This is a genomic window from Streptomyces sp. NPDC093071 (assembly GCF_044754545.1).
Taxonomy (GTDB): domain Bacteria; phylum Actinomycetota; class Actinomycetes; order Streptomycetales; family Streptomycetaceae; genus Streptomyces.
Genome location: NZ_JBIVPH010000005.1, coordinates 397,678 through 424,512 on the forward strand (window position 1 = coordinate 397,678; position 26,835 = coordinate 424,512).

Here is a 26,835-nt window from a genome sequence, read left to right on the forward strand (position 1 = left end):
CTCGTGCTGCGCTTCGCAGGAAGCGCCGCGCGACAGTGACAGCGTCAGGCGGAGACGATGTTCTCCGCGGTCGGGCCCTTCTGGCCCTGCGCGATGTCGAAGTTCACCTTCTGGCCTTCCTGGAGCTCACGGAAGCCCTGCGAGGCGATGTTCGAGTAGTGGGCGAACACGTCGGGGCCGCCACCGTCCTGCTCGATGAAGCCGAAGCCCTTTTCCGCGTTGAACCACTTGACGGTACCGGAAGCCATGTCTTTTCTCCTTCGGGGCAGTGCTCGGAAATCCACACCGTGCGGATTCCGTGTCGCCGCGATGATCGCCCCAGCCGGAAAAGACCGGAACTTCTCATGACCGTTGATGCTCATGCTTCGGGAACCACAACTGCAACTGCTTTCGACAATAGCACGGTGGTCGGCGGAACGCGGTACGGATAATTCTTTCCGCGTGGTCCGGTGAGAAATTCTCACGGCGCGTTCTGCTGAATTCTCACTTCGCGGGGACAGATTTTCTCCGCCCGGTCCGCCACCCCGTTGCCGCCTTCACCCCGTCACTCCTTCACCCCGTCACCCCTTCACCTCGTCACCCCTTCACTCCGGAGACGACGAGGAACGGCGGGTGGTCGGCCTCCGCCGGGCGGCTGCCCAGGAGGGACGAGTGCCGGGGGAGTACGGGCTCGTGGACGTCCAGGTCGGTGAACCCGGCCTTGCCCAGGACGTCGAGGTACGTCTGGCACGGCCAGTGGTGGTCGACCAGGTCCAGCGGGGCGGCGCCGCCGGGCCGTTCGAGGCGGGTCCGGCGGCGCTCGCCCTTGGTGTAGACGCGGCCGGGGTCGCCGGTGCGGAAGGTCGAGAAGCGGATGCCGGTGCTGCGCGGGTTGGTGTCGAGGACGGCGTACCGGCCGCCGGGGCGCAGGACGCGGTGGACCTCGGCGGCGATGTCGTGCAGGCCCTCGATCTCCCCGACGGTGACGAAGACGAAGCAGGACATGGCGGCGTCCACGGAGCCGTCGTCGAGGAACGCGAGCCGGCCGCCCTCGATCAGCCGGTGGTCGATCCTCGGATGCGGGTGCCGTTCGCGGGCGACGGCCAGCATCTCCGGCGAGACGTCGGCGGCCACGACGCGCGCGCCGGAGGCCTCGACGACCCGGGCGGCGACCTTGCCGGGCCCGCAGCCGTGGTCCAGGACCGTGCGGACGGCGGAGGAGCCGATGCCAAGGGCGTGGAAGACGGCCGGGTAGCCGATGAGGCGCTCGGGGAGGTCGTCGTAGGAGTCGTAGCCGTCGGCGGCGTCGCCGGGGTCGGCTTCCTTCCATGCGGTGCTGTTGCTCATGCGGGTCGCCTTTCGGCCTCGGCTGACAGGGGGGAGCATCGACGGTGATCCACTTCTCCCGGAACGTACTGCTTGTCCCGTGGTGCCGGTATCAGCCCGACCGGCCGTGTCGCATCGCTCCGGGGAGGCCATCCCCCAGGTCCGAGCGGGTGCGAAGGGCTCGCCGGGGGCCGGCGCCGCCAGGGCGTCACCCGTCCAACGGGTGAACCCCCGATCCGGCCCGTCCTACGGAACCGCAGGTCGGAAGGGGTGAGGCCGTCAAGGTGGCGTGGGGCGGGGTCCCGGGGGCGCCCCTTCACCCGCCCGGGCCAACGGCCGCCCCCGCTGCCGGGCGCCGCCCCCGCCCCCGTGGGTTGATGGGAGGCACGGGGCCGTCCGCAGCGGGCGTGCCGTCGAGCGAAGGGGAAGCCGTGGCGCTCCACGAGATGAAGGCCCCGACGAGGGCCGACGCGCGGACGGACGTGTTCGCCTCGCCGCTCAGCGAGCGGGTCCTGCCGAAGTACCGCATCCCCGAGGAGCCCTCCCTGCCGGAGGCCGTCTACGCGATGCTCCACAACGAGCTGCTGCTCGACGGGAACGCGGCGCAGAACCTGGCGACGTTCTGCACGACCTGGTCGGACGACGAGGTCCGCCGGCTGATGGACGAGTGCCTCGACAAGAACATGATCGACAAGGACGAGTACCCGCAGACCGCCGAGATCGAGGCGCGGTGCGTGAACATCCTGGCCGATCTGTGGAACGCCCCCGAGGTCCCGGGGCGCGGGGCCATGGGCTGCTCCACCACCGGCTCCAGCGAGGCCGCCATGCTGGGCGGCCTAGCCCTGAAGTGGCGGTGGCGGGAGCGGCGCCGGGCCGAGGGCAAGCCCGTCGACCGGCCCAACATCGTGGCCGGGCCCGTCCAGATCTGCTGGGACAAGTTCGCCCGCTACTTCGACGTCGAGCTGCGCCAGGTCCCCCTGGAGGACGGCGCGACCGGCCTGCGGCCGCACCAGCTGCGCGCGTACGTCGACGAGAACACGATCGGCGTCGTCGCGATCCTCGGCGTCACCTTCACCTGCGACTACGAGCCGGTCGCGGAGATCGCCGCCGAACTCGACCGGATCCAGGAGGAGACGGGGCTCGACGTGCCGATCCACGTCGACGCGGCCAGCGGCGGTTTCGTCGCGCCCTTCCTCCACCGGGACCTGGTCTGGGACTTCCGGCTCGAACGGGTCTCCTCCATCAACGCCTCCGGCCACAAGTACGGCCTCGCGCCCCTCGGCGTGGGCTGGGCGGTCTGGCGCACGGCGGACCTGCTGCCGAAGGACCTGGTCTTCGACGTGAACTACCTCGGCGGCGACCTGCCGACCTTCGCCCTCAACTTCTCCCGGCCCGGCGGCGAGATCGTCGCCCAGTACTACAACTTCCTGCGCCTGGGGCGGGCCGGCTACCGGCGCGTCCAGGGGGTCTGCGCGGAGACCGCCCGCTACCTGGCCGGGCAGGTCGCGGAGATGGGCCCGTTCACCCTGCTGTACGACGGGCAGGGGGCGCTGCCGGCCGTCTCGTACACCCTCACCGACCCGGCGGGCGCGGGCTTCAGCCTGTACGACCTGTCCGACCAGCTCCGGATGCGCGGCTGGCAGGTGCCCTCGTACCCGCTGCCCGCCGACCGGCAGGAGACCGTCGTCCAGCGGGTCCTGATCCGGCACGGGGTGGGCCGGGACGAGGCCGACCTGCTCGCCCGGGACATGCGGCACTCCCTGGAGCGCCTCACGCGGGGCAAGCCGGCGGACTCGGAGCGCGCGGGATTCCACCACTGATCCGGGACCGGGCGGACACCGGTACATACACCGGTCAGGACACCGGTACATACACCGGTCAGGACACCGGTACGGGCACCGGTCAGGACACCGGTCAGGATTCGAGAAGCGCCGTCGGGGCGGGCGTGGCTAGCGTGGTGCGCATGGACCTCACCATCCACACCACCGCCCTCCCGCACGACGACCCGGACGCCGCCCTCGCCTTCTACCGCGACGCCCTCGGCTTCGAGGTCCGCAGCGACGTCGGGGAGGGGGCCATGCGCTGGATCACGGTCGGGCCGCCCGGGCAGCCGGGCACCTCGATCCTGCTCGCGCCGCCCGCCGCCGACCCCGGCGTCACCGAGGAAGAGCGCCGCGTCGTCGCGGAGATGATGGCCAAGGGCACGTACGGCTGGATCCTCCTCGCCACCCGCGACCTCGGCACCACCTTCGAGAAGGTCCGGGCCGCCGGCGCCGAGGTCGTCCAGGAGCCGACGGACCAGCCGTACGGCATCCGCGACTGCGCCTTCCGCGACCCGGCGGGCAACCTCGTCCGCGTCCAGGAACTCCGCTGACCGCCGTACGGGAGAGGGGACTTCGCCATGTGCCACCCCGCGTGGGCCCGCGCCCGCGAACGGGCCGCCCGGGAGCAGGAGGCCCGGGAGCGGGCCGTGCCGGACCCGGTCGTTCCGGGCCCGGCCGCCCCGGTCACCGACCCGCCCCGCCGTACCCCTGCCGTTCCAGGACCTCCGCGACCCGTGGCGGGCGGTACGACGGGCCCTTGAGGACCTTGCCGTCCTCGCGGAGGACGGGGCGGCCGTCGGGGCCGAGCTTCGACATGTTGGCGCGGTGGACCTCGGCGAGGACGGCGTCGAGGTCCACGCCGTGGACCAGGGCCGTGCCGTACGCGAGGTAGACGACGTCGGCCAGTTCGTGCGCGATGTCCACCAGGCGCCCCGCCTCCGTCGCCTCCGCGACCTCGGCCACCTCCTCCTCCAGGAGCGTCTGGCGGTGCCGGGCCAGCTCCGGGGGGACGGCGGCCGGGCGGCCGGTGCCGGTGCCGAGGCCGAAGGCCCGGTGGAACTCGCGGACCAGGTCCTGAGGGGTGGGGGCGGTCATGCGGTCGTCCTTTCGCGACGCAGGGCGAGCACCGCGTTGTGGCCGCCGAAACCGAAGGAGTTGCCGAGGACGACGTCGCCGGAGTCCGGCAGCGGGCGCGGCACGTGCGCGACCACGTCCAGGGCGCAGGCGTCGTCGAGGTCGTCGCAGCCGATCGTAGGCGGGATCCGGCCGTGGTGGAGCGTGAGCGCGGCGGCCACGGCCGCCACCGCCCCGGCGGCTCCCTGGAGATGGCCGATGTTCCCCTTCACGGCGGTCACCGGCACGTCCCCGTCCTCCCCGAAGACCCGGCGCAGGGCCGCCGCCTCCGCCAGGTCGCCCTCCACGGTGGCGGTGGCGTGCGCGCTGACGTGGGCGACGTCGGCCGGTACGGCGCCCGCGTCGGCGAGCGCCCGGCGCAGGGCGCGCACGATCCCGGAGCCCGTGGGGTCGGGCGCGACGATGTGGTGGGCGTCGGCGGACAGGCCCCAGCCCGCCGCCTCGCAGTAGATCCGCGCGCCCCGGGCCCGCGCGTGCTCCTCGGACTCCAGGACGACCGTGCCGGCGCCCTCGCCGTGCACGAAGCCGTCCCGGTCCTTGGCGAAGGGGCGCGAGGCCCGGCCGGGTTCGTCGTTGCGCGTGGACAGGGCCCGCATCGCGGCGAAGGCGCCCATCACGGCGGGCGTGACGGCCGCCTCCGTCCCGCCGGCCACGACGACGTCGAGGTGTCCGTACCGGATGCGGTCGATCGCCTGCCCGATCGCCTCGGTGCCGGAGGCGCACGCGCTGACGACGGTGCGGGCCTCGCCGGTGATCCGCAGGTCGAGGGAGACCTGGGAGGCCGCCTGGGAGGGGACGGTCATGGCGGCGGTGAGCGGCGGCACGCCCCGGGGCCCCTTGTCGCGCAGCCTCCGGTCCCCGTCGACCAGGGCGGGGGCGCCGCCGATGATGGTGCCGAGGGAGACCCCCACACGGTCCGGGTCGAGGCCGCTCCCCCCGGTCCCCGAGGGCGCGAAGCCCGCGTCCCGCCAGGCCTCGCGGGCGGCGACCACCGCGAACCGGACGGCGCGGTTCATGCGCCGGGCCACGGCCGGGGGCAGCAGCCCGGCGGGGTCCTCCGGCACGGTCGCGGCGATCCGCACGGGCAGACCGGCGAACTCCTCGCCCTCCAGGGCCCGTACGCCGCAGCGCCCCTCCAGGAGCCCCCGCCACAGCTCCGGGACGCCGACGCCGAGCGGGGTGATCGCGCCGAGCCCGGTGATCACGACCCGGCGCGGTGCCGTCCGGCCCGCTCCGGACCGTCCCCCGGACGGAGACGGAGACGAAGGCGCATACGAAGGCGGATACGGGTCCGGGGACGGGTGCTGCATGGAGATCTGCTTTCCTGTCGTCGCAGTCGCTCAACTCCACCGCTTTTGGCGGCAGTTGAAAACCATCAAAGCGATTCCCCGGATCTCCGCGCAAGGTGACGAGGCTCTCGTCGCTTTCTTCGCGCGCGGTAGAATCGTGTTCCATCGGGGGAGGGGAACGAAGAGCATGGAACTGCCGCAGCTCCTGCGTGCCTGGAGGATCGACGCGGGCGCGAAGCTCGGACGGGAAAGGGCGCTTCCGCAGAAGGAAGTCGCCGAACTCATGGGCGTGAGCGAGCGCTGGTACCGCAGCCTGGAGGCCGGGGACTCCGTATCGCTTTCCAGCGACGTATTGAGCCGGCTTTCCGCGGCGCTCGTCCTGGGCCCCGACGAACGGATGGTGCTTTACAGCAGTGCCCTCGCCGGTGCCGCCGGCATCGCCCTCGCGGACGAGACGGGCGAGACGGAGAGCCAGCTCGCGCTCCTGCACCTGGTCACGGCGCAGAGCCTTTTCCCGGCCTATCTCACCGACGGTTCCTGGAACATGCTGGGCTACAACACGCTCATGGCCGCCTGGTTCCCCTGGGTCCGCGAGCCGCACGCCAATCTCATGCGCTGGGCGCTGAGCGACCCCTCAGCACGTGAGCAGATGATCGACTGGCAGGAGCACGCGGAGGTGTACCTCGCGATGCTCCGGTTCGCCCTGGCCTCGAACTCCTCCCGTGACGCCCCCCGCGCCGCCCCGCTCAGGGCGCTGCTCGACGGCATACTGCGGGATCCCGAATGCCGCCGGCTGTGGGAGCGGAAGCCGAAGGTCGTCGCCTTCCGCCAGGGTCACCGGTACCGCCTCGATCTGCCGCACGTCTCGCCCGAGCCGATCACCGTGACCTCCCAGGTGCTTCTCCCCGCCTATCAACACGGCCTCCGCTGCGTCTTCCTGCTGCCGTAGGCCACACCCTACACACGGAATACCCGGTGTGAACCGGCAAGTTTTTGCCGGTTCCGCCGCCGGCGACCGGCAATTTCCTGCCGGTCGCCTTTCCTTTTGTACCGCTTCGGCGACCGGTAACTCCACGAACCCGTACAACTCCGTCCGGCGGCAAACTTTTGCCGCTTGACGGCCACTTGGCCCGCTGGCAGCATCCTGGTCCCACGAACCATTTTCGGACAATCCCGAAGGTTTAAACGAAGCAATGGCATTGCAATTTGCGAGTACGGCCAACCGGACCGTTCTCGCCCGCAGTCATCAGAAGCGCCTCGACCAGGTGTTCGCCTCGACGGAATACCAGCGGGCCGAATACCACGCGACCGAACACGGCGGAAGCGAATACCACGGAGCCGGGAACCGGCGGGCCGAATACCGCAGCCGTTTCCGCACCTGGGAGCGCGTCGCCACCGTACGGAACAGCCCGATGCGGTCCCTGGAGGCCGACGGCGAGCTCTTCTTCAGCCCCGAGCTCGTCCCCGCCCTCGCCCACCCCGTGCTCCGGCGGGCCGCGCCGCACGTCCGCGAGACCGTGCTGGTCCACCGGCTCTACGAGTACCTCCGGTTCACCATCGACCTGGAGCAGAGCGCGGTCATCCCGGTCACCGGGCACATCAGCCGCGGCATGTCCGGTCTCGACCTGCCCGAGGCGATGCGCGCCGACGCGTTCAAGATCGTCACGGACGAGGCCTGGCACGCCCAGTTCACCTACGAGATCCTCCGGCAGGTCCGCGACCGCACCGGTGTCGCACCCGCCCTCCCGGACGCGCCCACGTTCACCACCGAACTGGCCCGCATCCACGACTCCCTGCCGCACGAGATACGCGGCCTGGACGAGCTGCTCTTCGCCATCGTCAGCGAGACGCTCATCTCCTCGGTCCTGGAGGACCTGCCGCGCGACGAGCGGCTTCCCGAGGGGGTCCGCGAGATGGTGGCCGACCACGCGGTCGACGAGGCCAAGCACCACACGTACTTCTCGACGCTCCTCCGCCACCTGTGGCCCGCCATGACCCGGCGGGAGCGGGAGCTGGCGGGCCCGTACATCCCGCGCCTGATCTTCGCGTTCCTGGAGCCCGACTGCACCAGCGCCGCCCTGGGCCTGCGGGCCTCCGGCCTGACGGCCCAGGAGGTCGAGGAGGTCATGACCGACGTGTACGCGCACGACGGGATCGTGGCCGACGTGCGCCGGGGCGCGGCGCCCACCCTCCAGTACTTCCTCGAAGCGGGCGCGCTGGAGCACGGCGCGACCCTGGAGGCCTTCCAGGAATCGGGGCTGATCGCATGAGGACCGCCATGGTCCGGTCGGCGCATGCCCTGACGCCGACGGTCAGCCGGTACCTGCTCACCCACCCGTACGGCGGCGAACCGCTCCCGGCCGCCGAGCCCGGCCAGCACGTCACGCTGCGCGTCGGGCCCCGCGTCAAGACCTTCACGGTCGTGGCCACCGGCCCCGAGGGCTACGAGCTGGCGGTCCGCAACCGCCACCGGGGCGACCGGCGCGACCACCTCTCGCCCCGCCTGTACGCCGGCGCGGCCGTCAAGGTCTCCGCCCCGGCCGGCCGGTTCACCGCCGGACACCCGGCCGCCTTCACGCACTTCCTGGCCGCCGGCGTGGGCGTCAACCCCGTCCTGGCGGTCCTGTCCGGCGGACGGCTGCGCGGCTGGAAGCTCGTGTACGTCGACCGGGGCGCGGACGAGTTCCCCTTCCTCGACCGCCTCCGGGAGCTGGCCCGGGACCAGGACGGCACCGTCGTCACCCACGACACCGCGACCGACGGCCGCCCCGACTGGGCCGCGGTCGTCGCCGCGGTCCCGGCGGACGGCGTCGTCGGCGTGTGCGGCCCGCCCGCCATGGTCGCGGCCGTGCGCACCGCCGTCCACGAGGCGCCCGGGGAGCGGCAGTTGATAGCCGACGGGCCCGCCTCCGGTACGGCGGAGGTCGCGGAGTCCGTGGAGGTGGAGTGCGTGAAGTCCGGCGTCACCTTCGAGGTCACCCGGCACCAGCCGCTCCTCGACGCGCTCCACCGCAACGGCGTCGCCGTCCCCTCCTCCTGCCGCCAGGGCATCTGCGGCACGTGCGAGATCGGGGTCCGCTCCGGACGGATCGACCACCGCGACGAGGTGCTGACCGACGAGGAGAAGGCCGAGTCCGGCTACATGCTCCCGTGCGTCAGCAGGTCGATCGACCGCCGGCTCGTCCTCGACGTCTGACACGCACCCCGCCACCGGGGAGTCCCTTCACCGGCAAGCCCCTTCACCGGGAAGCCCCACCACCGGGAAGTCCCGCCACCGGGAAGCCCCCACCACCGGAAAGACCTCATGAACGACCTCATCACCCGCTACGCCGACCGGATCGGATGCGAAGGACCGCTGGAGCCGACCCTCGCCCACCTGCGGCGGATCCACGAGGCGCACCTCTACCGCGTCCCCTTCGAGAACTTCTCCATGCACCGCAACGCCGAGCGCGGCCTCACCGACGAGGTGCTCCACGAGGTGATCGTGGAGGGCCGCCGGGGCGGCATCTGCTTCGAGACGGGGCGGATGATGGAGCGGCTGCTCGACGCGTGCGGATTCGCGTACGGGATCCGGCTCGGCAGCGGCTGCGACCCGCACCCGACCCCGGCCACCCACCAGGTCTTCGTCGTCGAACTCGACGGCGAGCGCCTGCTCTTCGACATCGGCTACGGCGCCAGGGGCCCCCGCGGCGTCCTCCCGCTCGTGGACGGCGCGGAGCTGGCGCACCCCGCCCTCTCCACCCGGGTCCGCCTCGACCGCGCCTCCGGCGCCCCGGTCTGGACGGTCTCGGTCAAGGAGCACGCGGTCGGAGCCGCCGACTGGCAGGACATCTACCGGTTCGTCGACGTCCCCGCCGGTGAACTCGACCTGGAGATGGCGCACTTCTACACCACGTCCTCCCCCCACAGCCTGCTCAACCGGCACAAGGTGGCGAGCATCCCCACCGCCGACGGCCGCGTGAGCGTACGGGACGGACACCTGACGGTCGTCGCGGACGGCCGGAGCACCACCACCCCCATCACCGAGGCCGCGGAGCTCCAGGAGGCGGTGGGCCGTCACTTCGGCCTCGCCGTCTCCCCGCGGGACCTCGGCCTCGAAAGGTAAGGACCATGCACTTCCTGACCGTGCCGGGCTACACCGGCTCCGGACCGGACCACTGGCAGACCCATCTGGAGAACGCCTACGAGGGCTTCTCCCGGGTGGTCCAGGACGACTGGGAGACCGTCGACCGCGACCGCTGGGTCGCCCGGCTCGACGAGGCCGTGCGCGCCGTCGACGGCGAGGTCTTCCTCGTCGGCCACAGCTGCGGCGCCGTCACCGTCGCGCAGTGGGCCGCGGCCCGCTACGACGACCGGGTCGCCGGCGCCCTCCTGGTCGCCCCGGCCGACGTCGAGGCGCCCGACGCCCCGGACGCCATCCGGCCGCAGGCCCCCCTGCCCGCCTCCGTACTGCCGCTGCGGACCCACCTCGTGGTCTCCGACGACGACCCGTTCCTGTCGCGGGACCGGGGCGCGGCGCTCGCGGCGGCGTGGGGCGCCACCGTCGAGGTCGTCCCCGGCGGCGGCCACCTGGCCACCCGGGACGGCTACGGGCCGTGGGACCACGTGGCGACCCTGATCGCCCGCCACTCGGGGACCGTACCGAAGCGGCGCCCGGCCGCCCCGGGCACGGCGCCGGAGCCGACCGAGGGACGTGTTCCCCGTGCGTAGCAAGCTCGCGGCGGTGCCCCGGCCCGTCTACTTCTACCTGGCCGCCTCGTTCTTCATGGGGCTCGCCAACACCATCTTCGACGTGGTGTTCAACTTCTACCTCGCCGAGCGCGGCATCAGCGAGGGCGACGCGGGCGTGATCTACGCCGTCGCCACCGGCGCCATGGCGGTCGCGGTCGTCCCGCTCCTCCTCCTGGGCCGGTACGTCTCGCAGCGGGCCCTGCTCATCGGCGCCTCGGTGCTCTACACCCTGCCCTTCGCGGGCCTGCCGTTCGTGTCCTCGATCGTCAGCGCCTCGCTCGTCCTGAGCGCGATCCTCGCGGGGATGCTGGGCCTGCTGTCGGTGGGCAACGCGATCGCCGGCGCGCAGGTCCCGGCGTCCGGCCGCACCCGCCTGTTCAGCACCTTCTTCATCTGCTACCTGGGCGCGGGCGTCATCGGCTCCGCCCTGGTGTCGGGGATCAGCGACCGGCTCGACATGAGCGACCTCGACAAGTACCGCTTCTTCCTGCTGCTGTCCTTCGTCGCGGCCTGCCTGATGCTGCTTCTGCGCCTGCCGTCGGCGCGGGAGGTCCCGCGTCCAACGGCGACGTCCGCGCAGGACCCGGCCGGGGCGGCGGGCGAGAAGCGCAACTTCGTCACCCTCTTCGTCGCCTCGGGCTTCCTGGGCGCGTCGATCGCGCTGTTCTTCCGCTTCGCGAACGTCCTGTTCGCCCAGATCTACGACATCTCGGTGAGCGACATCTCGCTGATCCTGGGCACCGACAAGATCGTCAGCATCTTCGGCGCCATCTTCGCGCCGGTCCTGGTCAAGAAGTTCTCGCTGCGCCCGAGCGCGGCCTTCTTCGGCATGTTGGCCGTCGTCGGCCTGGTCCTGCAGACGTTCACGGTCCCGCTGGTGGTCTTCACCGTCCTGTACCTGCTGCGGCTGCTGTTCAACTACTGCCTGATGCCGCTGCTCGACACGGTCGCCATGTCCGGCTTCGCCCCGGCGCGCCAGATCGTCTCGATCGCCCTGCGGCAGTCCTCGTTCTACCTGGGCGGGGCCGTCGCGGCCGCCGTCTACGGAAGCCTCCTCGACGACGGCCGCTGGCAGGCGGCCCTGTGGGTCTCGGCGGGCTGCGCCCTGGTCGGCTCCCTGGCGATGACCCTGGTGCGGAACGCGGAACCGGCCCCGAAGACCGAGCGCGAGGGAAAGGTCCTGGAGAATGCCTGAGAACCCGCTCCCCGCGCGGGAGAACCCGACCCCCACGCCGGAGAACCCGCTCCCCGTCCCGGGGACGCCGACCCCCGTGCAGGGGGCCCCGACACCCACCCCCGGGCCCCCGACACCCACGCCCGGACCCGGGACCCCGGTCCTCGTGGTGGTGGACCCGTACTCCAGCGGCTCGGTCTTCGCCCGCCGGGCGAGGGAGCGCTACGGCCTGGACGCGGTCGCCGTGCTCACCTCGGAGACCCTCCCGCCGGCCCTCCTGGCGACGTACCCGCGCGAGGACTTCGCCGCGGAGCTGCGCTTCTCGACCGCCGGGGAGACGGCGGCGGAGGTCGAGCGGCTGTGCGGCGGGCGCCGCCCGGACTTCCTCGTCTGCGGCTCGGAGCCGGGAGTGGAGGCGTACGACGCGCTGGCCGCGCACTGGGGGATGCGCCCCAACGCGGGCCCGTCGGAGGTGCGCCGGGACAAGTTCCTGATGCAGGAGCGGCTGCGGGAGGCGGGCGTCCCGCACATCCCGCACCACAAGGCGTCCGACACGGAGTCGGCGGTGGCGTGGGCCGAGGGCAGCGGCCTGGCGGAGTTCGTCGTGAAGCCGATGCGGTCCTTCGCCACCGACGGCGTCTTCTTCTGCGCCACGCCGGACGAGGTGCGGGCCGCGTGCGACCGCCTCTTCGGCCGCGTCGACCTGGCGGGCGAGGTCATCACCGAACTCCTGGTCCAGGAAAGGCTGGTCGGCCCGGAGTACGTGGTCGACTCGGTGTCCCTGGACGGGGCGCCGTTCGTCGTGAACATGTTCCGCTACACGAAGGAGACGATCGACGGGACCCCGGTCTACCGGGCGATGACGGCGGTGGAGGTCGGCGACCACCCGGAGATCACGGACTACGTGGCACGGGCCCTCGCCGCCCTCGGCATCGAGAACGGCCCCGCGCACAGCGAGCTCGTCCTCACCGGCCGGGGCCCGGTCCTCATCGAGACGGGCGCCCGGATGCACGGCGGCCTGGGCCCGACCCTGGTCGAGCACGCCTCCACCCACTCCCTGACCGACCTGACCCTGGCCTCCCGGGTGGCCCCGGAGGAGTTCCTGGAGAGGACCCGGACGGCGCCCTCCCTCCACCGGGGCGTGGTCGAGTGCTTCCTCTCCTCCCCGGCGACGGGCACGGTGACGGCGAACCGCGTCGGGGAGGCCTGCGGGGAACTGGACAGCTACCTGTTCGACACCTGTGCCCAGGCCCCCGGCGACCCCGTGGCGAAGACCACCGACCTGATCACCTCGTACGGCCGCGTGGTCCTCTCCCACGAAGACCCGGACACCCTCGCCCGCGACACGACCCACGTCCTGTCCCTGGACCGCAAGGGCGAACTCCTGGACGTACGACCGGGGGGCTGACGCCCGTCACCGCCGGCCGGACCGCGCCGTCCCACGGGGCGTTGTCAGTGCGCACTGCCAGTATTTCTCCCCTGGACCCGTCCGAAGCGGACGGAGGGACGAAGGGGGAGGGAACGGACGATGGTGGGCCTTCTGAACGCCCTCGTACAAGCACGGCGCTCCGGCCGGGCGATCCCGTCGGCGGCGGTGCCGCCGCAGCGGGGCGGGTCCGGAACGGGCGGGGCCGACCCCGGCCCGTCCGACGGCGGCGGCACCCCGGGGAGCGGGGTGCCCACCGCCGCCACCCAGCGCGTCCGGCTGATCGTCGAGGGGCCGGACGACCCGGACGAGACGGAGCGCGCGGTCGAGGCCCTGGGCTCCCGGCCCGGCTGGAAGGTACGGCCCGCGCGGCCGCACGACAGGGTGGCGGCGGCGGACGGGCGCGTCGTCCTGGTGGTGGACGCCCTCGCGTACGGGCAGCGCAGGACGGCGGTCGACGCGGTCCGCGCGCAGGTGACCGACCTGCTCGGGAAACCGCCGGTCGACTTCCGGATCCGCGAGGCCAGACTCGTCCGGTACGAGGAGGAGCGGGGCACCACGCTGGTCCGGGTGGTGCGGCGCACCCCGCCGGGCTCGGGAAGGGTCCGCCGCTGGCTCGGACGCCACCTGGAGGCCCTGGGCGGAGCCGACACGGGCCACGTGCTGACCGTCCCGTTCCTCCCCGGGGAGGACGCCGAGCAGCTGAAGGCCCGGGTGAAGGAGCGGTGGGCGGAGCTCACCCAGGGGGCCGAGGCGTTCGACGACGACCTCCACGACCTCCGCCTGTCCGTCGGACCGAGGCCGAGACCGAGGCCGGAGGCGGAGGAGCCGCCGTCGTCGCACACCGGCCTGCGACGCTTCTGGCCGCTGGCGTCGGCGTTCCTCGCCTTCCCCGTGCCCATGGCGTGTGCCTGGGTGCTCGCCTCGTTCTCCTCGCCGTGGCGCTTCCTGGCGCTGCTCGCGCCCCTCGCGGCCTTCGGTCCGGTGGGCTACTGGATCACGTCGAACGAGCCCCGGCCCCGGCTGCTGCGCCTCGCGTGCGGGGCGATCGTCGTGGGCGGCTTCACCTGGGTGACGTACGCGTGGCTGGCGAACAGCCCCGCGGGGTTCGGATCACAGCTCGCGGGGATGGGCCAGGCCCTGCTGATACTGGCGACCGCCGTCGGCTGCTGGCACGCCTTCTCCCGCTCGTGGCTGAGCCGCAACCTGCTGCTGCTCCTGCCCCTGCTCCTCGCCCCGCTCCCGTTCGTCCTCCCCTGGGTCGGCTCCTTCCTCCACACCGCCTACCTGGAAGAGGTGCTGGGGATCCCCGAATCCGCCGTGCACATCTCCTTCTACTGGCGCTACTTCGTGGCCCTCAAGCCGGTGGCGCTGGCCCTCGCGATCACCCTGGTCTTCGTGGCCCTCTACGGCTGGATCAAGTACTTCAACCCGCACCTCGCGCAGGGCGCCATGGTGATCGGAATGTTCCCCCTCCTCGTCCTGGTCGCCGTCCTCGGCACGGCGGACCTGACCCTGAAGGAGGTCCAGGCCGCCGCCGAGCGCACGTACCTGGCCGCGTCCAGGGGGGAGCGGCCTCCCTCCTACTTCGGCATCGACGGGCGACTGGTGTGCGTGCGGCCGGTCGAGCCGGGCAAACCGTTCTCCGTCCACCCCGGCCCGCCCCCGACGGGCCGGCCGGTCCTGGTCTTCCCGCGGGAAGGCGGCGACCTGTGGGTCTGGGACCCCTCCCCCGAACGGGGCCGCCTCTCCAGCGATCACGCCGTCAGCATGAGGGCCGAGGACGTCTCCCTCCACCCGGCGACCGGCACGACGTGCCCGTGACGCGGGCACGGCCCGGGGGACGGCGTGGGCACCCAGTACGCGCGGTGGATGCTCCTCCTCGACCGCGAAGGCGTCCTCCCCGGACTCCTGCGCCTCGATCGCGTCGAGCTCACTGGGCCGCGCCCCAGCCCGAGCAGTCGTGTACGGATAGCTCGGCCACGGCGGTGCCCCGCACCTGTTCGAGGGCGGGGACGTAGGGCGGGGTGTCCGGCCGGGGCGTGCAGAACGTGACGTAGGCGGTCAGGAGGTCTTCGTCGAGACCTCCGGGCGACAGCGAGACGTACGCCCGCACCGCGTCGTCGCGGAAACGGTCCCGTGCCGCGAGCAGACAGGCGGCGGCGTACGCCAGGCACCGGCGCAGCAACGCGTCCGCGCGTTCGTCCGCGGCGGCGGGCCCGGTGGGGAGGTCGTGGTCCGTCATTCCGCGACCGTTGACCGTGGTCTCCTCCGCCAGGCGGTCGAAGGCGGCCACGGCCGGGACGAGGAGCAGAGCGGTCAGCACCCGCGCACCGCTCCCCGTCACCGACCAGCCCCGCTCCACGACCTCCCGGAACATCGGGGGGACGTCCGACGGGGAGAGACCGTCCAGGTCCACGCCGTCCAGGAGCTTCCTCATCTGCTGGTTGGTGCGCACGTCCACCTTTCGCCGAGTACGGCGGAACCCTTCCTGACGCCCGTGACGAATCCCGGGCCGACCGCACCCGGCGCCGCTGTCAGTGTTCCCTCCTAAGGTCACCGCATGACGACGTTCCGTTCCGGTTTCACGCTCTGGAAGATGGTCCACGAGGCACGTGAACTCACCGAACACCCGAGCGTGACGGAGCGCATCGACGCGGTGCTGGACATCATGGGCCCTGCCTTCGGCGGGACGGGATACGGCAAGGGCAGACCGTTGGTGAACGCCCTGGAGAGCGTCGCCCGGGAATCGCTCCTGCACGAGGACTTCGCTCTCGCCCAGCGGTTCCAGCGCTTCGCCGCCTACGCCGGCGGTGAGTTGTTCCTCGAAATCCTGGAGAACCTCTACGACGAGGAAGCGCGGCAGCACAGCGAGGAATCCATGCGCAGGATGGTGGCCATGGCCGCCGATCGAGCCGTGGCCGTTCTGGACGCCCTCTCGAAGGACGACCCCGAGGCGACGCTGGCCGACGCACGGGACCTCTTTCGCGGGATAGTCCTGTCCGCCGACCACTTGGGCATCGGCACGGGTGAGGGCGGGATCCGGCTTCCCCTTCGGGAGCGGAGGCGGCTCCAGCAGTACGGACACATGGAGCTGGTCCTGAGGAACCTCCCACGACCGGCCTCGGCCGAGGCCGCACGGATGGTGGGCGACTTCCTGGCGGACGCCGACGCGGGGTTGCTCGCCCAGTTGCTGGAGCTGAAGGCCCGGAGAGCGGGTCTCGACGCCCTCCGGGCCGTGGTGGAGGACGCGACGAGTTCCGAAAGCGCCCTCCACGCCCGTCTGAAGAACCAGGAATGGATCTTCGGCGGCGCCTACGTGGCGGAGCTGGCACGTAGGCAGTACACCCCCGACGCGATTCTGGACATCCCGCTCCTGCGCGGTGACGGCTCCCTCCACGTGGTGGAACTCAAGCGCGCCAACATCAAGGACCTGGTGATTCGCCGCAGCGGCCACCTCATGCTGGGTGCCGCGGCCCACCACGCGGTGTCGCAGGCGCAGAACTACCTCCGCACCATGGACGAGAACCGCGAGGCCATCCTCACGCGGCACGGCGTCGATGCGCGGAGGGCCTCGGCGACGGTGGTGATCGGACATCCGAGATACGTGACCGGGGGCATCACCTCCCAGGAGATCGCGGAGACGCTGCGCACCTACAACACGCACACGGCACGCATCGAAGTGATCACCTACGAAACCCTGCTGGAGTCGGCGGCCCGGATGCTGGCCCTCGCATCGGCGCGGCAGGACCCCGCCGACCGGGCCACTGACGGATGTTCCGCGCCGGCGACCACTCGATACGGGTCGGCGACGTGATGAACGGTGTGATCACCGCCGGCGGCCTGAACGAGAAGGGGCGACGAAGAAGGGCCGGTCCTATGACCTGGGAAAACCCTCCTGGTGACCTCGGGCACGCCCGAAGCGGTGGCGTGGGGCGCGCGTCACGAGGCGACCCCCGCCACCCCGCCCCCGTCGTCGAGGCGGGTGACGCGGCGCTGTGCGGCGAAGGCGGCGGCCGGGTAGCGGGGGTCGGGGCGGAGGGCGTACTCGCGCAGGCAGGCCTCGGTGAACTTGATGACGTGCTCGTCGCCGTGCTCGGCGGCGCGGGCGGGCAGTTCGTCCAGCGGGGGAAGGTCCGGCGATTCCGACCGCCAGGCGGACGTGCCCTCGTCGCGCCGGTCCGAGGTGAAGACGAGCAGGAACGCCGACTGCACCTGCCAGAGCCGGGCCAGCGTCGGCTCGTGCAGCGCGGGCGGCAGGTGGGGGAGGACGAGGCGGACGGCGGCGGGGGCCGTGACGCCGTGGATCAGCGGGACGGGGTACACCTCGGGGTGGCCGAGGTAGACGTCGGCGAACTGGACCGTCATCTCGCTCAGCAGCCGGGACGCCTGTTGCGGCGCCAGCACCTCCAAGGAGTCCCCGTAGCCGGGGAGTTCGGCGAGCGCGTCCAGGCGATGCCGGCCGGTGTCCGGTCCCGCCGGGCCGTCGAGCGGTACGCGGGGCAGCGCGGCGACCGCCTCGGACAGCGCGTGGGTGCCGCGCAGCCGCGGGCGGCCGGGGAGCTCGCGGTAGCGGGCCGCCCAGTAGGCCAGGCCCCGGGCCAGCTCCCCCCGCTGGAGCGCCGTGGCTCCGTCCCGGGCCGCGTACAGGCCGCGTACGGCGTGCGCGGTGCGGATGACCCCGTGCGTCAGGCCCGTGAAGAGCCCCGGGAGCAGACGGGGCCACCAGCGCGCGAGCACCTCGCGCCAGGGGTCCCCGGCCAGTTCGCGCAGGAAGAGCCGCTCCCAGTCCCCGGCCCGCCGGAAGGCGCCGAGGGCGGGGCGCCACGAGGACTCGTCCGCGGGGTCCAGGGCGAAGCGGGCGGCCGGGGGCTCGTGGTGCTCCATCGCCTTCCGGTAGCGGCCCACCCACCGGGCGACCTCGTCCGTCTGCCCGAGCAGGGCGAGCGCCTCGGCGCCCATCGGGCCGTGGTTGGCGAGATCCACCCCCTGCCCCCGCTCGTACCCCAGGTCGTCCAGGCGTTCCAGTGCGTCGTTGAGCGCATCGCTGTAGCTGATCGACGGCATGAGCAAACCCTTCGGAGAAGCAAATGGTTTGGATATCCGAACCATATACACTTGTAGCATGACGCGGAGTGGGAACACCGGGAAGACGACCCCGGAACAGCTTGAAGTCGCCTGTCTCGTACCGCTGTTGGAGCCCTTCTTCCGCGGCTCGGTCGTACGGGGCCTGATGCCGGACCCGCTGCGGGACGCCATGGAGGCACACGGCCTGACGCCGCGTCACGGCGCCGTACTGCCCCAACTCCTCGCCGGTCAGCCGCTGGTCGTCGGCGAGATCGCCCGCCGGCTCCAGGTCTCCCTCTCCACCGCCAGCGAACTGGTCGGAGCCCTGAACCGCGCCGGCATCGTCGACCGCACCGAGGACCCGGCGAACCGCCGCCGCGTCCTGGTCACCCTGTCCGAGGAGTACCGCCCCTCCCTCGAAACCTTCGTCGTCCGCCGCGTCGCCCCCCTCCTGCGCGCCCTGGAGGGACTGACCCCCGACGAGCGGGCGGGCTTCCTGGCGGGGCTCACGGCCTGGGTCGGCGAAGTGCAGAAGTGACCGCGGCCCCCTCGTCCGCCGCGCTGTCGTACGGGACACCGGGACCGGGTAACGTCTCCGGCATGTTCTTCCCGACGCCGACGTACGAGTGGCCGACGTACGAGTGAGAGCGCGAGGGCCCCACCGACGCCCTCCCCCATGGATCCACACCTCACCCCGGGAGAGCCCGTGACCGACAGCAAGAACATCAACAACCCCGTGGGCCAGGGCGGCGGCCAGCGCAAGAAGCTCTCCCGCGCCGAACGCCAGAACAACGGCCCGCACCGCAACCTCGACCGCCAGGGCGCCGCCGACCGCAAGGCGGAGCTGGTGCGCAAGATGCGCGAGAAGACGCACGGCACCGAGGCCACCGGCCGGACGGACGACGACACCACCCGGGGCTGACACCCCGCCGGCGGAGCCGTTCCACGACGAAGCCCCAGGTCGCTGACCCGGGCTTCGCGCACGAGCGGATGATGGGAAGCGACCCCCCCTCGGCCGACCACCGGGTCGCCGTGATCGCGCCCAGGAGGAACAGGCCGGGGCCTTCGCGTGAGTCCTCGCGCGCCTCGTGGACGCCCTCCGGGCGCTGCTCGGCCCTGCTGTTAGCATCGCGGCGTTTGCACGAGGCGGTACGGCTGGGGGGCCTTTTCGCTCGTACTCGCGCGGCTGGATGAGCCGACGCCGTGCGCCTCCTGCCTTTACGCCCCTGGGGAGGGACCTCGCTTTGCCTTCTACGAGCAATGCCCGGCTGTGTGGAAACGGCCGTACCCGTGCCGCTCTCGCGCTGGCACTGGCGGCACTGACAGCGGCGGCATCGGGAATCACGGCGCCTTCGGCGTTCGCCGACTCGGCCCCGGACGTCACCGTCCTGCCCGCGGCCCCGCGCTTCTCGCCACGCGCCACGTCGATCCTCAACGCGGGCGAGACCGGCTACCTACTGGCGCAGGAAGACGACGATCGCCTGCTGTGGATCGACTACGCGACGGGCTCGGCGGCACCTCTCGCCGTCACCCTGCCCGAAAAGCCGCGCTACGACTTCGAGAACGGCTACTGGGACCACAGCCAGCGGCTGCACATCGGGGGCGACGGCTATTACGGCGACGGTTCCGACACCGTTGCCCTCTACTCCGCCACACCCGTACCGCACGTGACGCTCCAGAAGGGCGCGGGCGCCGTGTTCGCCGACATGGCGCTGCCCGAGGGCCAGTCGTACGTCGGAACGTTCGGTGACACCGTCCTGACCCGCACGGGCGAAGCGGACACGCCGACCGGCTACCACCTGCTGCGATACGAGGCCGGCAAGGTGACGGACACACCGGTCACCGGCTTCCCCGAGGGGGCCGTGCTCGGCGGGCTGGAGGACGGCGACGCGACGTCGCTCATCCTCCGGTACAAGGACTCCACCGGAGGGTGGGGCCGCTGGGTCCTGGTGGACCTCTCGGACGGGGTGGCGAAGCCTCTCCCCGACCGTCCGATTCCCGGCGATCCATGGAGGGTACGCGGCTTCCGGCTCGGCGCGGACACGATCCTGCGCGATGGGGGCGACCTCCTGGAACGTGCCGCTCCGCACACCGTGATGCGTACCGTCAACACCGGCGTCGTCGCCTACGGCGCGACCGTCGTCCCCGTCGGCACGGCTGTTGTGGCGGTCCAGCGGCAGAACGCCGGCAACAACGAATACCGGGGTTCGGAGCTGTGGAACCTTCCGGGAGAGGACGAGGGCCTGTCCCGGCCCGTGCTGCAACGGGCCTACACGCAGGTCGTCATCGCGCCCGACGGCACCGCGCTCGTCTCCGGAGCAAAGACCGCGGACTCGAAGGGCGACGTGGACTGGGCCGTGCACCGGCTCGTACCGGTCGCCGGCGGCGGGGTGGAGGTTCGGCGCCTTCGGACCGTCGACCCCATGCCCGCCCGCATCTACGGCCTCTCCCTCGGCGCCGGCATCCTCACCACGGCCGAGAACAGCACCTACTTCGCGCCCGGCGACTACCACGGCGCGTACCGGAGCACCTGGCTGGGATCCGCCGGGCGGCCGCAGCCGGTCCGTACGACCGTGGACGGGCTGATGGGAGTCGGGGGCGGATACTGCTCCATGGATTCCCCGGCCCGTTGTGTGTCGATGCTGGCGAGCGGTGACGGCTTCCACGGACAGCAGATCTCCACCGGCCAGGGGTACACGCTGCTCCGCAAGAACGGAGAGAGCGACTGGGGCCCGCACGTCGACACGGGCGGCGACCGGCTGCAAGACCTCTCCGGCCGGTTCGGCGTGATCGTCAGCGGTGTCCCCGGCGACTCGCCGTCCATCGTCGAGTTCAAGCCCCCGACGGGGGCGACCGTCCTGCGACGGACCGACTACGCTCTGGCCGCGCTGTGGGGCTCCACCCTGTGGAGCGTCGCCAAGGACGATGCGAAGGTCACTTCGAGGACGCTGCCGTCCGGTGCCGTCGGCGCGTCCTTCACCACACCCAACGCGTGCGTGCCGACGGAACTCCAGGCCGCGGGACGCTGGGTGTACTGGTCCTGCGAGGACAGCGAGTGGGGGCCCGAGAACGGTTCGGGCGTCTACGACCGCCTGACCAGGCGGACCATGCGCGTACCGGGACGCAACATCGGCAACGTCCTGCTCGGCGACGGCTACCTCGTCCGACAGAGCCAGGAGGGCCTGCGGCTCTACGACCTGCACGCCGGGCTCCCCGCCTCCGGCTCCGCGGTGCCCCAGCGCATCCTGGTGAGCGCCGCCGACCTCGGGCCGAACAACCGGGCCCGCTGGGGCTGGACGGTGGACCGCTTCGGCGGCCACGTCGCCTACGCGGGCGACGACCAGCGTGTCCGTGTCGTCGGCACGGGGACTCCCGCCCCGGCCGTCGGCGTGATCGACTCCGTCGTCGGCACCACGCTCGACGTGGCCGGCGCCGCCCCGCGCTGGTCGGGCAGTTGGTGGACCTCCAAGCCCACCGGCGCATGGACCCTGTCGCTGACCGAGTCCGCCACCGGGACCGTGGTCCGTACCGTCTCCGGCGCCGAGGCGCGCGGCCGTGTCGATGTCGCTTGGGACGGCAAGAACGCTTCCGGGCAGGTCGTGCGGAACGGCGCGTACGTCTGGACCCTGACCGCCGAGCCTGCCGACGGGGTCGGCGCCGATCTGAAGGTGAGCGGCTCGGTGACCGTGTCCGGGGGTGCTCCGGCACTCAAGCCGCTTCCTGCCTGGCGTGACTTCAGCGGTGACGGCAAGGGCGACCTGCTCGCGCTCACCTCGGCCGGGGCGCTGACCGTGCGGACCGGTACGGGAACCGGCGGGCTCAGGACCGGAGCCTCGGCCACCGGATGGCCGTCGACGTCGATGGTCGTGCCGTTCGGGGACCTGTCGGGCGACCGGTGCAACGACCTGCTCGTGCGCAGCTCCGCGGGTGTGCTGACCCGATACGACGGAGGCTGCGGGAAGGCGTTCGCGACCGGGGGAACCCGGCTGACGATCGGTTCGGGCTGGCAGATCTACAACACGCTGACCGCGCCCGGCGATCTGACCGGCGACGGCCGGACGGACCTCCTCGCACGGACTCCGGCCGGTGAACTGTGGATGTACGCCGCCGACGGCGCGGGGAAGTTCAAGGGACGCGTGAAGGTGGGCGGCGGCTGGCAGACCTACCACTCGATCGTCGGCACCGGCGATCTGAACGGCGACAAGGCGGGTGACCTGCTGGCCCGCGACACCGCCGGTGTCCTGTGGCGGTACTACGGCACCGGCAAGGGCACGCTGGGCGGACGTGTGAGGATCGGCGGTGGCTGGCAGACCTACAACGCGCTCGCGGGCGTCGGTGACATCACCGGCGACGGCAGGGCGGACTTGGTCGCCCGGGACACGGCTGGAGCGCTGTGGCGCTACAACGGCACCGGCGCGGGCGCGTTCTCCGCGCGGGTGAAGATCGGTGGCGGCTGGCAGATGTACAAGACGCTGTCCTGACCCGCGACGTGACGGCCGCGGCAATCCGTTTCAGGATACGGGGGACGTGCCACCCGATTGCCCTGCCCGGTGACCGTCCTCCGCGACGGTCACCGGGTCGCGGCGAAGGGCGAGGTCGCGGCGAAGGGCGAGGGCGGGGCGTCTCAGTCCTCCCCCGGTCCCGCCGGACGCAGGAGGTCGATCCCGCAGAGAGCGGCCAGCTCCTCGGCGGTCGAGGACAGTGGTTCCCGCAGGTCGGCGAGGTGCGCGCGCATGTCGGCGGCCTTGGGCCAGAGCCGTTCGTGGTCGATGGCGCTGCGTCCGGGCGGGCAGGTCTCCTCGTGCAGGCGGAGGGCCGAGTGCCACGTCGCGAGGAAGGGGCGGAGGTGCCGGTTGGCCAGGACGAAGGCGATCCGGGGGAGGAGGAGCGGGGGCGGGGACTCGGCCGCGACCCGGTGCAGCACCTCCCGGGTCGTGGCGAACAGGGAGTGCAGGGAGGTGAGGGCTTCGCGCAGCGAACCCTCCTCGGGGCCGAGGGGCTGGACGCCGACCCGGGTGACCAGTTCCACCTGGAGGTCGAACGCGGCGGCCCGTTCCACGGGGCCCGGCCCCGAGCGGAGCAGGTCGAGCGGAGGGAAGGGGACGGGCACCGGCCGGGGCGGCACGCTGTCGTGGGACATCCGGGTGAGCGGCGCCGCGAGGGTGTGCAGCAGCACCTGCCGCAGGTCCTCCTGACGGGCGGTGTCCTCGTCGTGTCTGCGGACCGCCCGCGCGAGGAGGGCGTGCACGGTCCACGACCGGGGGGCCGTGGGATCGGGCAGGAGGGCGCCGGAGCCGAGCAGCGTGGCGACGGCGTCGGAGACCGCGGGGCCCGCCTCCCACGGGTCGTACGGATCGACCGAGGCGACGGCGTTCTCCAGGACCGTCTGGAGAGGGGCGCCGGGGAGGCGAGGGCGAAGAGCCGCAGGACGTCGTCGACCGGGCCGTTCCCGCACAGGGGCCGGGTCAGGAGCGTGGCGGCCAGCGGGATCCGGGAGGGCTCCGACGACCGGCTTCCGGAGCGCGGCGGTCCGGGGGAGGCCAGGATGTCGGTGCCGGCGGCGTGCAGCCGGTTCCGGAGGCCGGTGAAGTCGGCGGTGTCGGCCAGGTCGGAGAGGAGGTCGAGGGCGTGGGGGTGTCCGCCCACGTCGTGGACGAGGGCGAGGGCCGTCGCCTTCTCGACTTCGCTCCCGGGGGTGCGGTGCGAGGTGACGAGCCGGTACCCGTTCGCGTCGGAGAGCGGCGGTACGTCGACGGCCTCGGCGAACGACCCGTACCGGAACGAGCGCGTGGTCAGCAGGGTGGAGGCGAGCAGGTGGGGGCCGCGCAGCAGTTGCAGCTCCTCCCGGCTCAGTCCGTCGGGCACCCCGTCCACGACCCACAGGCACGGCACCCCGCGTTCGCCGAGGTGGATCGCGAGCCGGCTGAGGAGCCGTACGAGGGAGGCGTCACCCGTACGGTCCACGTCGAGCGCGTGGCACACGACGGCCACCTGCTCCGCGTAGACGTCCATCGCCGTCGTCGGGAACGAGCCCTGGGCCGGGTGGAGGTCGAACCAGAACACACCGCCGGGGTACGCGGAGCCGAACCGGAGGGCGTACTCCTGGGCCAGTACGGACTTGCCGATGCCCGGCATCCCGCGGAGCTGCGCCGTCCGGCCCGAGCCGGAACCCGGCTGGGCGACGAGCGGGGCGCGGTGGCGGACGAGCGCCGTGTGGATGCGCCACTGCTCCGCGAGCCGGTCGGTGAAGCGCGCCGAACCGGTCCTGACCGGAGCGGGCAGCCACGGGACGGACGGGGCCTCGCGCCCGCCCGCCAGGTGCCCCGTCGCGCCGAGGGGCGAGTCGATCCCCGCCACGTGCGACGCGACCTGCTCCGCGAGCCTTCGGAGCGCGTCCGGGACGGCGGGCCAGATCCAGTGCTTGGCGTCGCGGAGCTCGACGGGATGGACGTGCTCGGCGGAGAGCTCGGGGTTGATCACGAGGACGCGGCTTCGGGGGTCGCCCTCCCGCTGGCCGGCGAGATACGCGTACGTGAGCTCCCACTGGCAGGCACGACGCCGCGGGCACTCGGCGGAGTTCATGGTGCCGATGATGCGGACGTTCGGCGGAACGGTCTGCTGTCGTCCACTGGTCGGCAGGGTGATGGAGACCGACCCCCGTTTGTCGAGTTCCAGCAGAGTGATCAGCTCGCCGAGAACGCGCGGCAGATCACCGCGGTTGATCTCGTCCACGACCATCAGGAAGGTCTCGTCCGGGTACTTCTCGGCGGCCGCGCAGACCCGGAGGAAGATCCCCTTCTTCATCTTCAGGTGGAGGCCGGCCCCGTCCGCCGCCGTGTCCGGCCTGAACCCTTCGACGAAGTCCTCGTATCCGTAGGACGGGTGGAAGGTCACCATCGTGAGCCGTGCGGCCCGGTCCTCCTCGGGCCCCTCCGCGTCCTCGGGCACCGCGGACAGTTCCGCGAGGACGGTGCCCCGCTCAGCCGGGGTCGCCTCGATCAGGTCCGCGCGTCCCGCGAGGGCCAGGGCGACGTTGAGCGCCAGCCGGGTCTTTCCGGTGCCGGGCGGGCCCTGGAGCACGACCTGCCCCTTGTGCTCCAGCAGGTCCCGTACGTTCCGCACGTCGTCGGGGAGCTCGTCATCGGACAGCGCGACTCCCTCCGCCGCGCTCCCCTGCAGGGCACCGGCCTCGGTGGCCTCCTGGGCCTTCCCCGCCGGTCCGGGGGTTTCCACGGCGCCGCGTCCGCCCTGACCGCGCCGGATCTCCCGCATCAGGGTGGCGGGCACCTTGGCGAGCGTCTGCTGCCAGGCGTGCCGGGGCGCGTCGAAGCTCTGGGCGTACGAGGTGTCCCAGTCCACGCCCACGGTGTGGCGGTGGGTCCGCATGCCGGAGTCGTACGCGTACCCGCCCACGACGGTGCCCACGGCCAGCACCTCCGATTTTCCCCGGTTGGCGACGACGAGATCGCCGCGTTCCAGGTCACGGAAGGCCAGCATCTGCCGCGCGAGCCGCAGGTTTCCGCCGGTGCTGTGCGGCCAGTGCAGGTCCAGTTCCGCCTTGAGTTCCTGGTCGCTCTCGTACTGCCCCAGGCTGCCCACCTCGTCCCAGGCGATCCGGATGCGGTGGTTCTGGAGGCAGTCGTCCCAGAGCTTCGCCCGCTCTCCGGGCGCGATCTTCCAGACCACCCGGTCCTGCGGACGCGGATCGTGGAAGGCGTACAGGAAGCTCATCACCTCGTGCGGACTCCACCCCTTGAACTCCTCGTACTCACGCAGGAGTCCGAGGAGCTCGCGGTTCGCCCGCCACGTGCGCACACCGGAGGAGTACGCACGTGGCCTGCCGCCCAGCAACGCGGTGAAATGACGGACGTGGGCGGCCGAGAAGATCGGCAGGAACTCACCGGGGAAGTAGATCGCCAGTGCCTTGGTGGTCAGCGCCTGGCCGTAGGACAGCGACTCCAGGTCGTCCAGACGTTCGTACTCCCCTCTCCCGCCGCGTCGAAGGCCGTCACGAACTCGGAGCGCACCCGGTCCCAAGCCGCTTTCACCTCGAGCCCGCGCAGTGCGCCGGGCACGACTCGCCACTGGTTCGAGTGGTGCTGGTAGATGATGTGCTTGGCCGCGCTGCCCCCGCGAATGCTGCCGGAATTATCGGTTCCGTACTCCATCAGATGGCAGAAGGACAGCCCGCTCCGTCGGCTTTCGGGCCCCAGCGCGCCCTCTCCCGATCGAACTGCGCGATGCGCGCGGCGAGACCTTCCCGGAACTGTTCAGCATCAGCCATGCGCCCATTCTTCGGCACTCGGCCGGACCGTGACACCGGCATCGGGAGGCAGGTCCTCTTCCGGAGGGCGGCGCCGGGTCCCGGCCATGTGTTCCCCCGTACGGAATGACATGCTCTGTCCTGCGCCGAGGCGAGGACGCGGAGGAGGTGATCATGGACCTGCTGTGGGACGGGATCGGTGACGCCGGTCCGTCGATCACGGGGTCGCCGGTGGCGTGGACCGCCCGGGAACGGTGGCGCCACTCCGATGGGGTCCCGCGCGGACGGCTCGTGACCCGTGGCGGAGGGTGCTCTGCCGGGCCGCGGGTTTCGTCGCCCTCGGCGCTGTGGAGCTCCTGCGGCCGGTGACGGGCCGAGGCACGGCTGCCCCGCTCTCCCTCGGGCCGGGTGCTTCGGCGGGTGTTGTCGTCTTCACGGTGATCGCACGGGAACGAGCAGCTCGGGGGCGGAGGCCGTATGCCTGACGGTCCACCGCGTCCCGGCCTGCCGGCGGCTTCGGCCTCCGTACGCCGTCGTACGGCCTGGCACCGGTCATGGGGTGCGTGCGCGGCTCTGCTGGGCCTCGCGACGACCCTGCTGGCGGGCGCGGTTCTTCTGGGGGT

The 26,835-nt window shown here is 72.2% G+C and carries 21 protein-coding genes and 1 pseudogene; 14 read left to right on the plus strand and 8 right to left on the minus strand.

Annotated features, from left to right (window positions below):
• Positions 1-44: 44 nt before the first annotated feature.
• Complete coding sequence (locus tag ACIQD7_RS22645; RefSeq protein ID WP_030206327.1) at positions 45-248, minus strand: cold-shock protein; 204 nt, start codon at positions 246-248, stop codon at positions 45-47.
• 328 nt (positions 249-576) lie between these two features.
• On the minus strand, positions 577-1,326 hold the full coding sequence (locus ACIQD7_RS22650; protein ID WP_402443739.1) for a class I SAM-dependent methyltransferase: 750 nt from the start codon (positions 1,324-1,326) through the stop codon (positions 577-579).
• A gap of 410 nt (positions 1,327-1,736) precedes the next feature.
• Here ACIQD7_RS22650 and ACIQD7_RS22655 point away from each other — a divergent pair, with 410 nt between their 5' ends.
• Both ACIQD7_RS22655 and ACIQD7_RS22660 read left to right on the plus strand, forming a co-directional pair.
• Positions 1,737-3,125, plus strand: coding sequence for a glutamate decarboxylase (locus tag ACIQD7_RS22655; protein ID WP_402443741.1), 1,389 nt, complete (start codon positions 1,737-1,739; stop codon positions 3,123-3,125).
• A gap of 143 nt (positions 3,126-3,268) precedes the next feature.
• Entirely contained in the window at positions 3,269-3,679 is a 411-nt protein-coding gene (locus tag ACIQD7_RS22660; RefSeq protein WP_121830337.1) for a VOC family protein, read from the plus strand.
• 133 nt (positions 3,680-3,812) lie between these two features.
• Here the strand turns inward: ACIQD7_RS22660 and ACIQD7_RS22665 are convergent, their stop codons facing one another.
• Entirely contained in the window at positions 3,813-4,223 is a 411-nt protein-coding gene (locus tag ACIQD7_RS22665) for a MazG nucleotide pyrophosphohydrolase domain-containing protein (RefSeq protein ID WP_390755701.1), read from the minus strand.
• Entirely contained in the window at positions 4,220-5,467 is a 1,248-nt protein-coding gene (locus ACIQD7_RS22670) for a beta-ketoacyl-[acyl-carrier-protein] synthase family protein (protein ID WP_402443742.1), read from the minus strand. The genes ACIQD7_RS22665 and ACIQD7_RS22670 overlap by 4 nt, the downstream gene beginning before the upstream one ends.
• Before the next feature lie 271 nt (positions 5,468-5,738).
• Here ACIQD7_RS22670 and ACIQD7_RS22675 point away from each other — a divergent pair, with 271 nt between their 5' ends.
• The 8 genes from ACIQD7_RS22675 to ACIQD7_RS22710 all read left to right on the plus strand — a co-directional run bounded on the left by ACIQD7_RS22675 (position 5,739) and on the right by ACIQD7_RS22710 (position 14,706).
• On the plus strand, positions 5,739-6,500 hold the full coding sequence (locus ACIQD7_RS22675) for an XRE family transcriptional regulator (RefSeq protein ID WP_390755699.1): 762 nt from the start codon (positions 5,739-5,741) through the stop codon (positions 6,498-6,500).
• Positions 6,501-6,744: 244 nt separating this feature from the next.
• Positions 6,745-7,821 carry a diiron oxygenase gene (locus ACIQD7_RS22680; protein WP_390755698.1) on the plus strand — a complete coding sequence of 359 codons (1,077 nt, stop codon included), beginning with the start codon at positions 6,745-6,747 and terminating at the stop codon, positions 7,819-7,821.
• The gene (locus tag ACIQD7_RS22685) at positions 7,818-8,747 is read left to right on the plus strand and encodes a 2Fe-2S iron-sulfur cluster-binding protein (protein ID WP_402443744.1); all 930 of its coding nucleotides are present in this window, start codon (positions 7,818-7,820) and stop codon (positions 8,745-8,747) included. Before ACIQD7_RS22680 ends, ACIQD7_RS22685 begins: the two co-directional genes overlap by 4 nt.
• Before the next feature lie 108 nt (positions 8,748-8,855).
• A complete protein-coding gene (locus ACIQD7_RS22690; protein WP_390755696.1) occupies positions 8,856-9,656 on the plus strand; it encodes an arylamine N-acetyltransferase in 801 nt (266 codons plus the stop codon).
• A 5-nt stretch (positions 9,657-9,661) separates the two neighbouring features.
• Positions 9,662-10,261, plus strand: a complete 600-nt coding sequence (locus ACIQD7_RS22695; protein WP_402443747.1) for an RBBP9/YdeN family alpha/beta hydrolase — start codon at positions 9,662-9,664, stop codon at positions 10,259-10,261.
• The gene (locus ACIQD7_RS22700; protein ID WP_402443748.1) at positions 10,254-11,477 is read left to right on the plus strand and encodes an MFS transporter; all 1,224 of its coding nucleotides are present in this window, start codon (positions 10,254-10,256) and stop codon (positions 11,475-11,477) included. The genes ACIQD7_RS22695 and ACIQD7_RS22700 overlap by 8 nt, the downstream gene beginning before the upstream one ends.
• Entirely contained in the window at positions 11,470-12,864 is a 1,395-nt protein-coding gene (locus tag ACIQD7_RS22705; protein ID WP_402443750.1) for an ATP-grasp domain-containing protein, read from the plus strand. Before ACIQD7_RS22700 ends, ACIQD7_RS22705 begins: the two co-directional genes overlap by 8 nt.
• Before the next feature lie 120 nt (positions 12,865-12,984).
• Positions 12,985-14,706, plus strand: a complete 1,722-nt coding sequence (locus ACIQD7_RS22710) for a hypothetical protein (protein WP_402443752.1) — start codon at positions 12,985-12,987, stop codon at positions 14,704-14,706.
• A gap of 109 nt (positions 14,707-14,815) precedes the next feature.
• Here the strand turns inward: ACIQD7_RS22710 and ACIQD7_RS22715 are convergent, their stop codons facing one another.
• Positions 14,816-15,340: a hypothetical protein gene (locus ACIQD7_RS22715; protein ID WP_402443754.1), complete on the minus strand. Its 525-nt coding sequence runs from the start codon at positions 15,338-15,340 to the stop codon at positions 14,816-14,818.
• A gap of 105 nt (positions 15,341-15,445) precedes the next feature.
• Here ACIQD7_RS22715 and ACIQD7_RS22720 point away from each other — a divergent pair, with 105 nt between their 5' ends.
• Complete coding sequence (locus ACIQD7_RS22720) at positions 15,446-16,699, plus strand: Shedu anti-phage system protein SduA domain-containing protein (RefSeq protein WP_402443756.1); 1,254 nt, start codon at positions 15,446-15,448, stop codon at positions 16,697-16,699.
• 125 nt (positions 16,700-16,824) lie between these two features.
• On the opposite strand, the gene ACIQD7_RS22725 is transcribed toward ACIQD7_RS22720, so the two are convergent.
• Positions 16,825-17,949, minus strand: a complete 1,125-nt coding sequence (locus tag ACIQD7_RS22725) for a hypothetical protein (RefSeq protein WP_402443757.1) — start codon at positions 17,947-17,949, stop codon at positions 16,825-16,827.
• Positions 17,950-18,007: 58 nt separating this feature from the next.
• Here ACIQD7_RS22725 and ACIQD7_RS22730 point away from each other — a divergent pair, with 58 nt between their 5' ends.
• The 3 genes from ACIQD7_RS22730 (at position 18,008) to ACIQD7_RS22740 (ending at position 22,430) form a co-directional block, all read left to right on the plus strand.
• Positions 18,008-18,487, plus strand: a complete 480-nt coding sequence (locus tag ACIQD7_RS22730) for a MarR family winged helix-turn-helix transcriptional regulator (RefSeq protein ID WP_402443759.1) — start codon at positions 18,008-18,010, stop codon at positions 18,485-18,487.
• A gap of 168 nt (positions 18,488-18,655) precedes the next feature.
• Entirely contained in the window at positions 18,656-18,871 is a 216-nt protein-coding gene (locus ACIQD7_RS22735; RefSeq protein WP_402443761.1) for a DUF6243 family protein, read from the plus strand.
• 322 nt (positions 18,872-19,193) lie between these two features.
• Positions 19,194-22,430, plus strand: a complete 3,237-nt coding sequence (locus ACIQD7_RS22740) for an FG-GAP-like repeat-containing protein (RefSeq protein WP_402443763.1) — start codon at positions 19,194-19,196, stop codon at positions 22,428-22,430.
• A 143-nt stretch (positions 22,431-22,573) separates the two neighbouring features.
• On the opposite strand, the gene ACIQD7_RS22745 is transcribed toward ACIQD7_RS22740, so the two are convergent.
• Both ACIQD7_RS22745 and ACIQD7_RS22750 read right to left on the minus strand, forming a co-directional pair.
• Positions 22,574-23,404, minus strand: a complete 831-nt coding sequence (locus ACIQD7_RS22745; protein WP_402443819.1) for a hypothetical protein — start codon at positions 23,402-23,404, stop codon at positions 22,574-22,576.
• A 1,172-nt stretch (positions 23,405-24,576) separates the two neighbouring features.
• A pseudogene (locus ACIQD7_RS22750) lies at positions 24,577-25,680 on the minus strand (ATP-binding protein); the annotation flags it as partial.
• Between the last annotated feature and the right edge of the window lie 1,155 nt (positions 25,681-26,835).

What these genes read in the sequence shown, in the direction of transcription:
- ACIQD7_RS22645 (WP_030206327.1), bottom strand. Translation starts at nt 248, where the DNA reads ATGGCTTCCGGTACCGTCAAGTGGTTCAACGCGGAAAAGGGCTTCGGC.
- ACIQD7_RS22650 (WP_402443739.1), bottom strand. Translation starts at nt 1,326, where the DNA reads ATGAGCAACAGCACCGCATGGAAGGAAGCCGACCCCGGCGACGCCGCC.
- ACIQD7_RS22660 (WP_121830337.1), top strand. Translation starts at nt 3,269, where the DNA reads ATGGACCTCACCATCCACACCACCGCCCTCCCGCACGACGACCCGGAC.
- ACIQD7_RS22665 (WP_390755701.1), bottom strand. Translation starts at nt 4,223, where the DNA reads ATGACCGCCCCCACCCCTCAGGACCTGGTCCGCGAGTTCCACCGGGCC.
- ACIQD7_RS22675 (WP_390755699.1), top strand. Translation starts at nt 5,739, where the DNA reads ATGGAACTGCCGCAGCTCCTGCGTGCCTGGAGGATCGACGCGGGCGCG.
- ACIQD7_RS22680 (WP_390755698.1), top strand. Translation starts at nt 6,745, where the DNA reads ATGGCATTGCAATTTGCGAGTACGGCCAACCGGACCGTTCTCGCCCGC.
- ACIQD7_RS22685 (WP_402443744.1), top strand. Translation starts at nt 7,818, where the DNA reads ATGAGGACCGCCATGGTCCGGTCGGCGCATGCCCTGACGCCGACGGTC.
- ACIQD7_RS22690 (WP_390755696.1), top strand. Translation starts at nt 8,856, where the DNA reads ATGAACGACCTCATCACCCGCTACGCCGACCGGATCGGATGCGAAGGA.
- ACIQD7_RS22695 (WP_402443747.1), top strand. Translation starts at nt 9,662, where the DNA reads ATGCACTTCCTGACCGTGCCGGGCTACACCGGCTCCGGACCGGACCAC.
- ACIQD7_RS22705 (WP_402443750.1), top strand. Translation starts at nt 11,470, where the DNA reads ATGCCTGAGAACCCGCTCCCCGCGCGGGAGAACCCGACCCCCACGCCG.
- ACIQD7_RS22710 (WP_402443752.1), top strand. Translation starts at nt 12,985, where the DNA reads ATGGTGGGCCTTCTGAACGCCCTCGTACAAGCACGGCGCTCCGGCCGG.
- ACIQD7_RS22720 (WP_402443756.1), top strand. Translation starts at nt 15,446, where the DNA reads ATGACGACGTTCCGTTCCGGTTTCACGCTCTGGAAGATGGTCCACGAG.
- ACIQD7_RS22725 (WP_402443757.1), bottom strand. Translation starts at nt 17,949, where the DNA reads ATGCCGTCGATCAGCTACAGCGATGCGCTCAACGACGCACTGGAACGC.
- ACIQD7_RS22730 (WP_402443759.1), top strand. Translation starts at nt 18,008, where the DNA reads ATGACGCGGAGTGGGAACACCGGGAAGACGACCCCGGAACAGCTTGAA.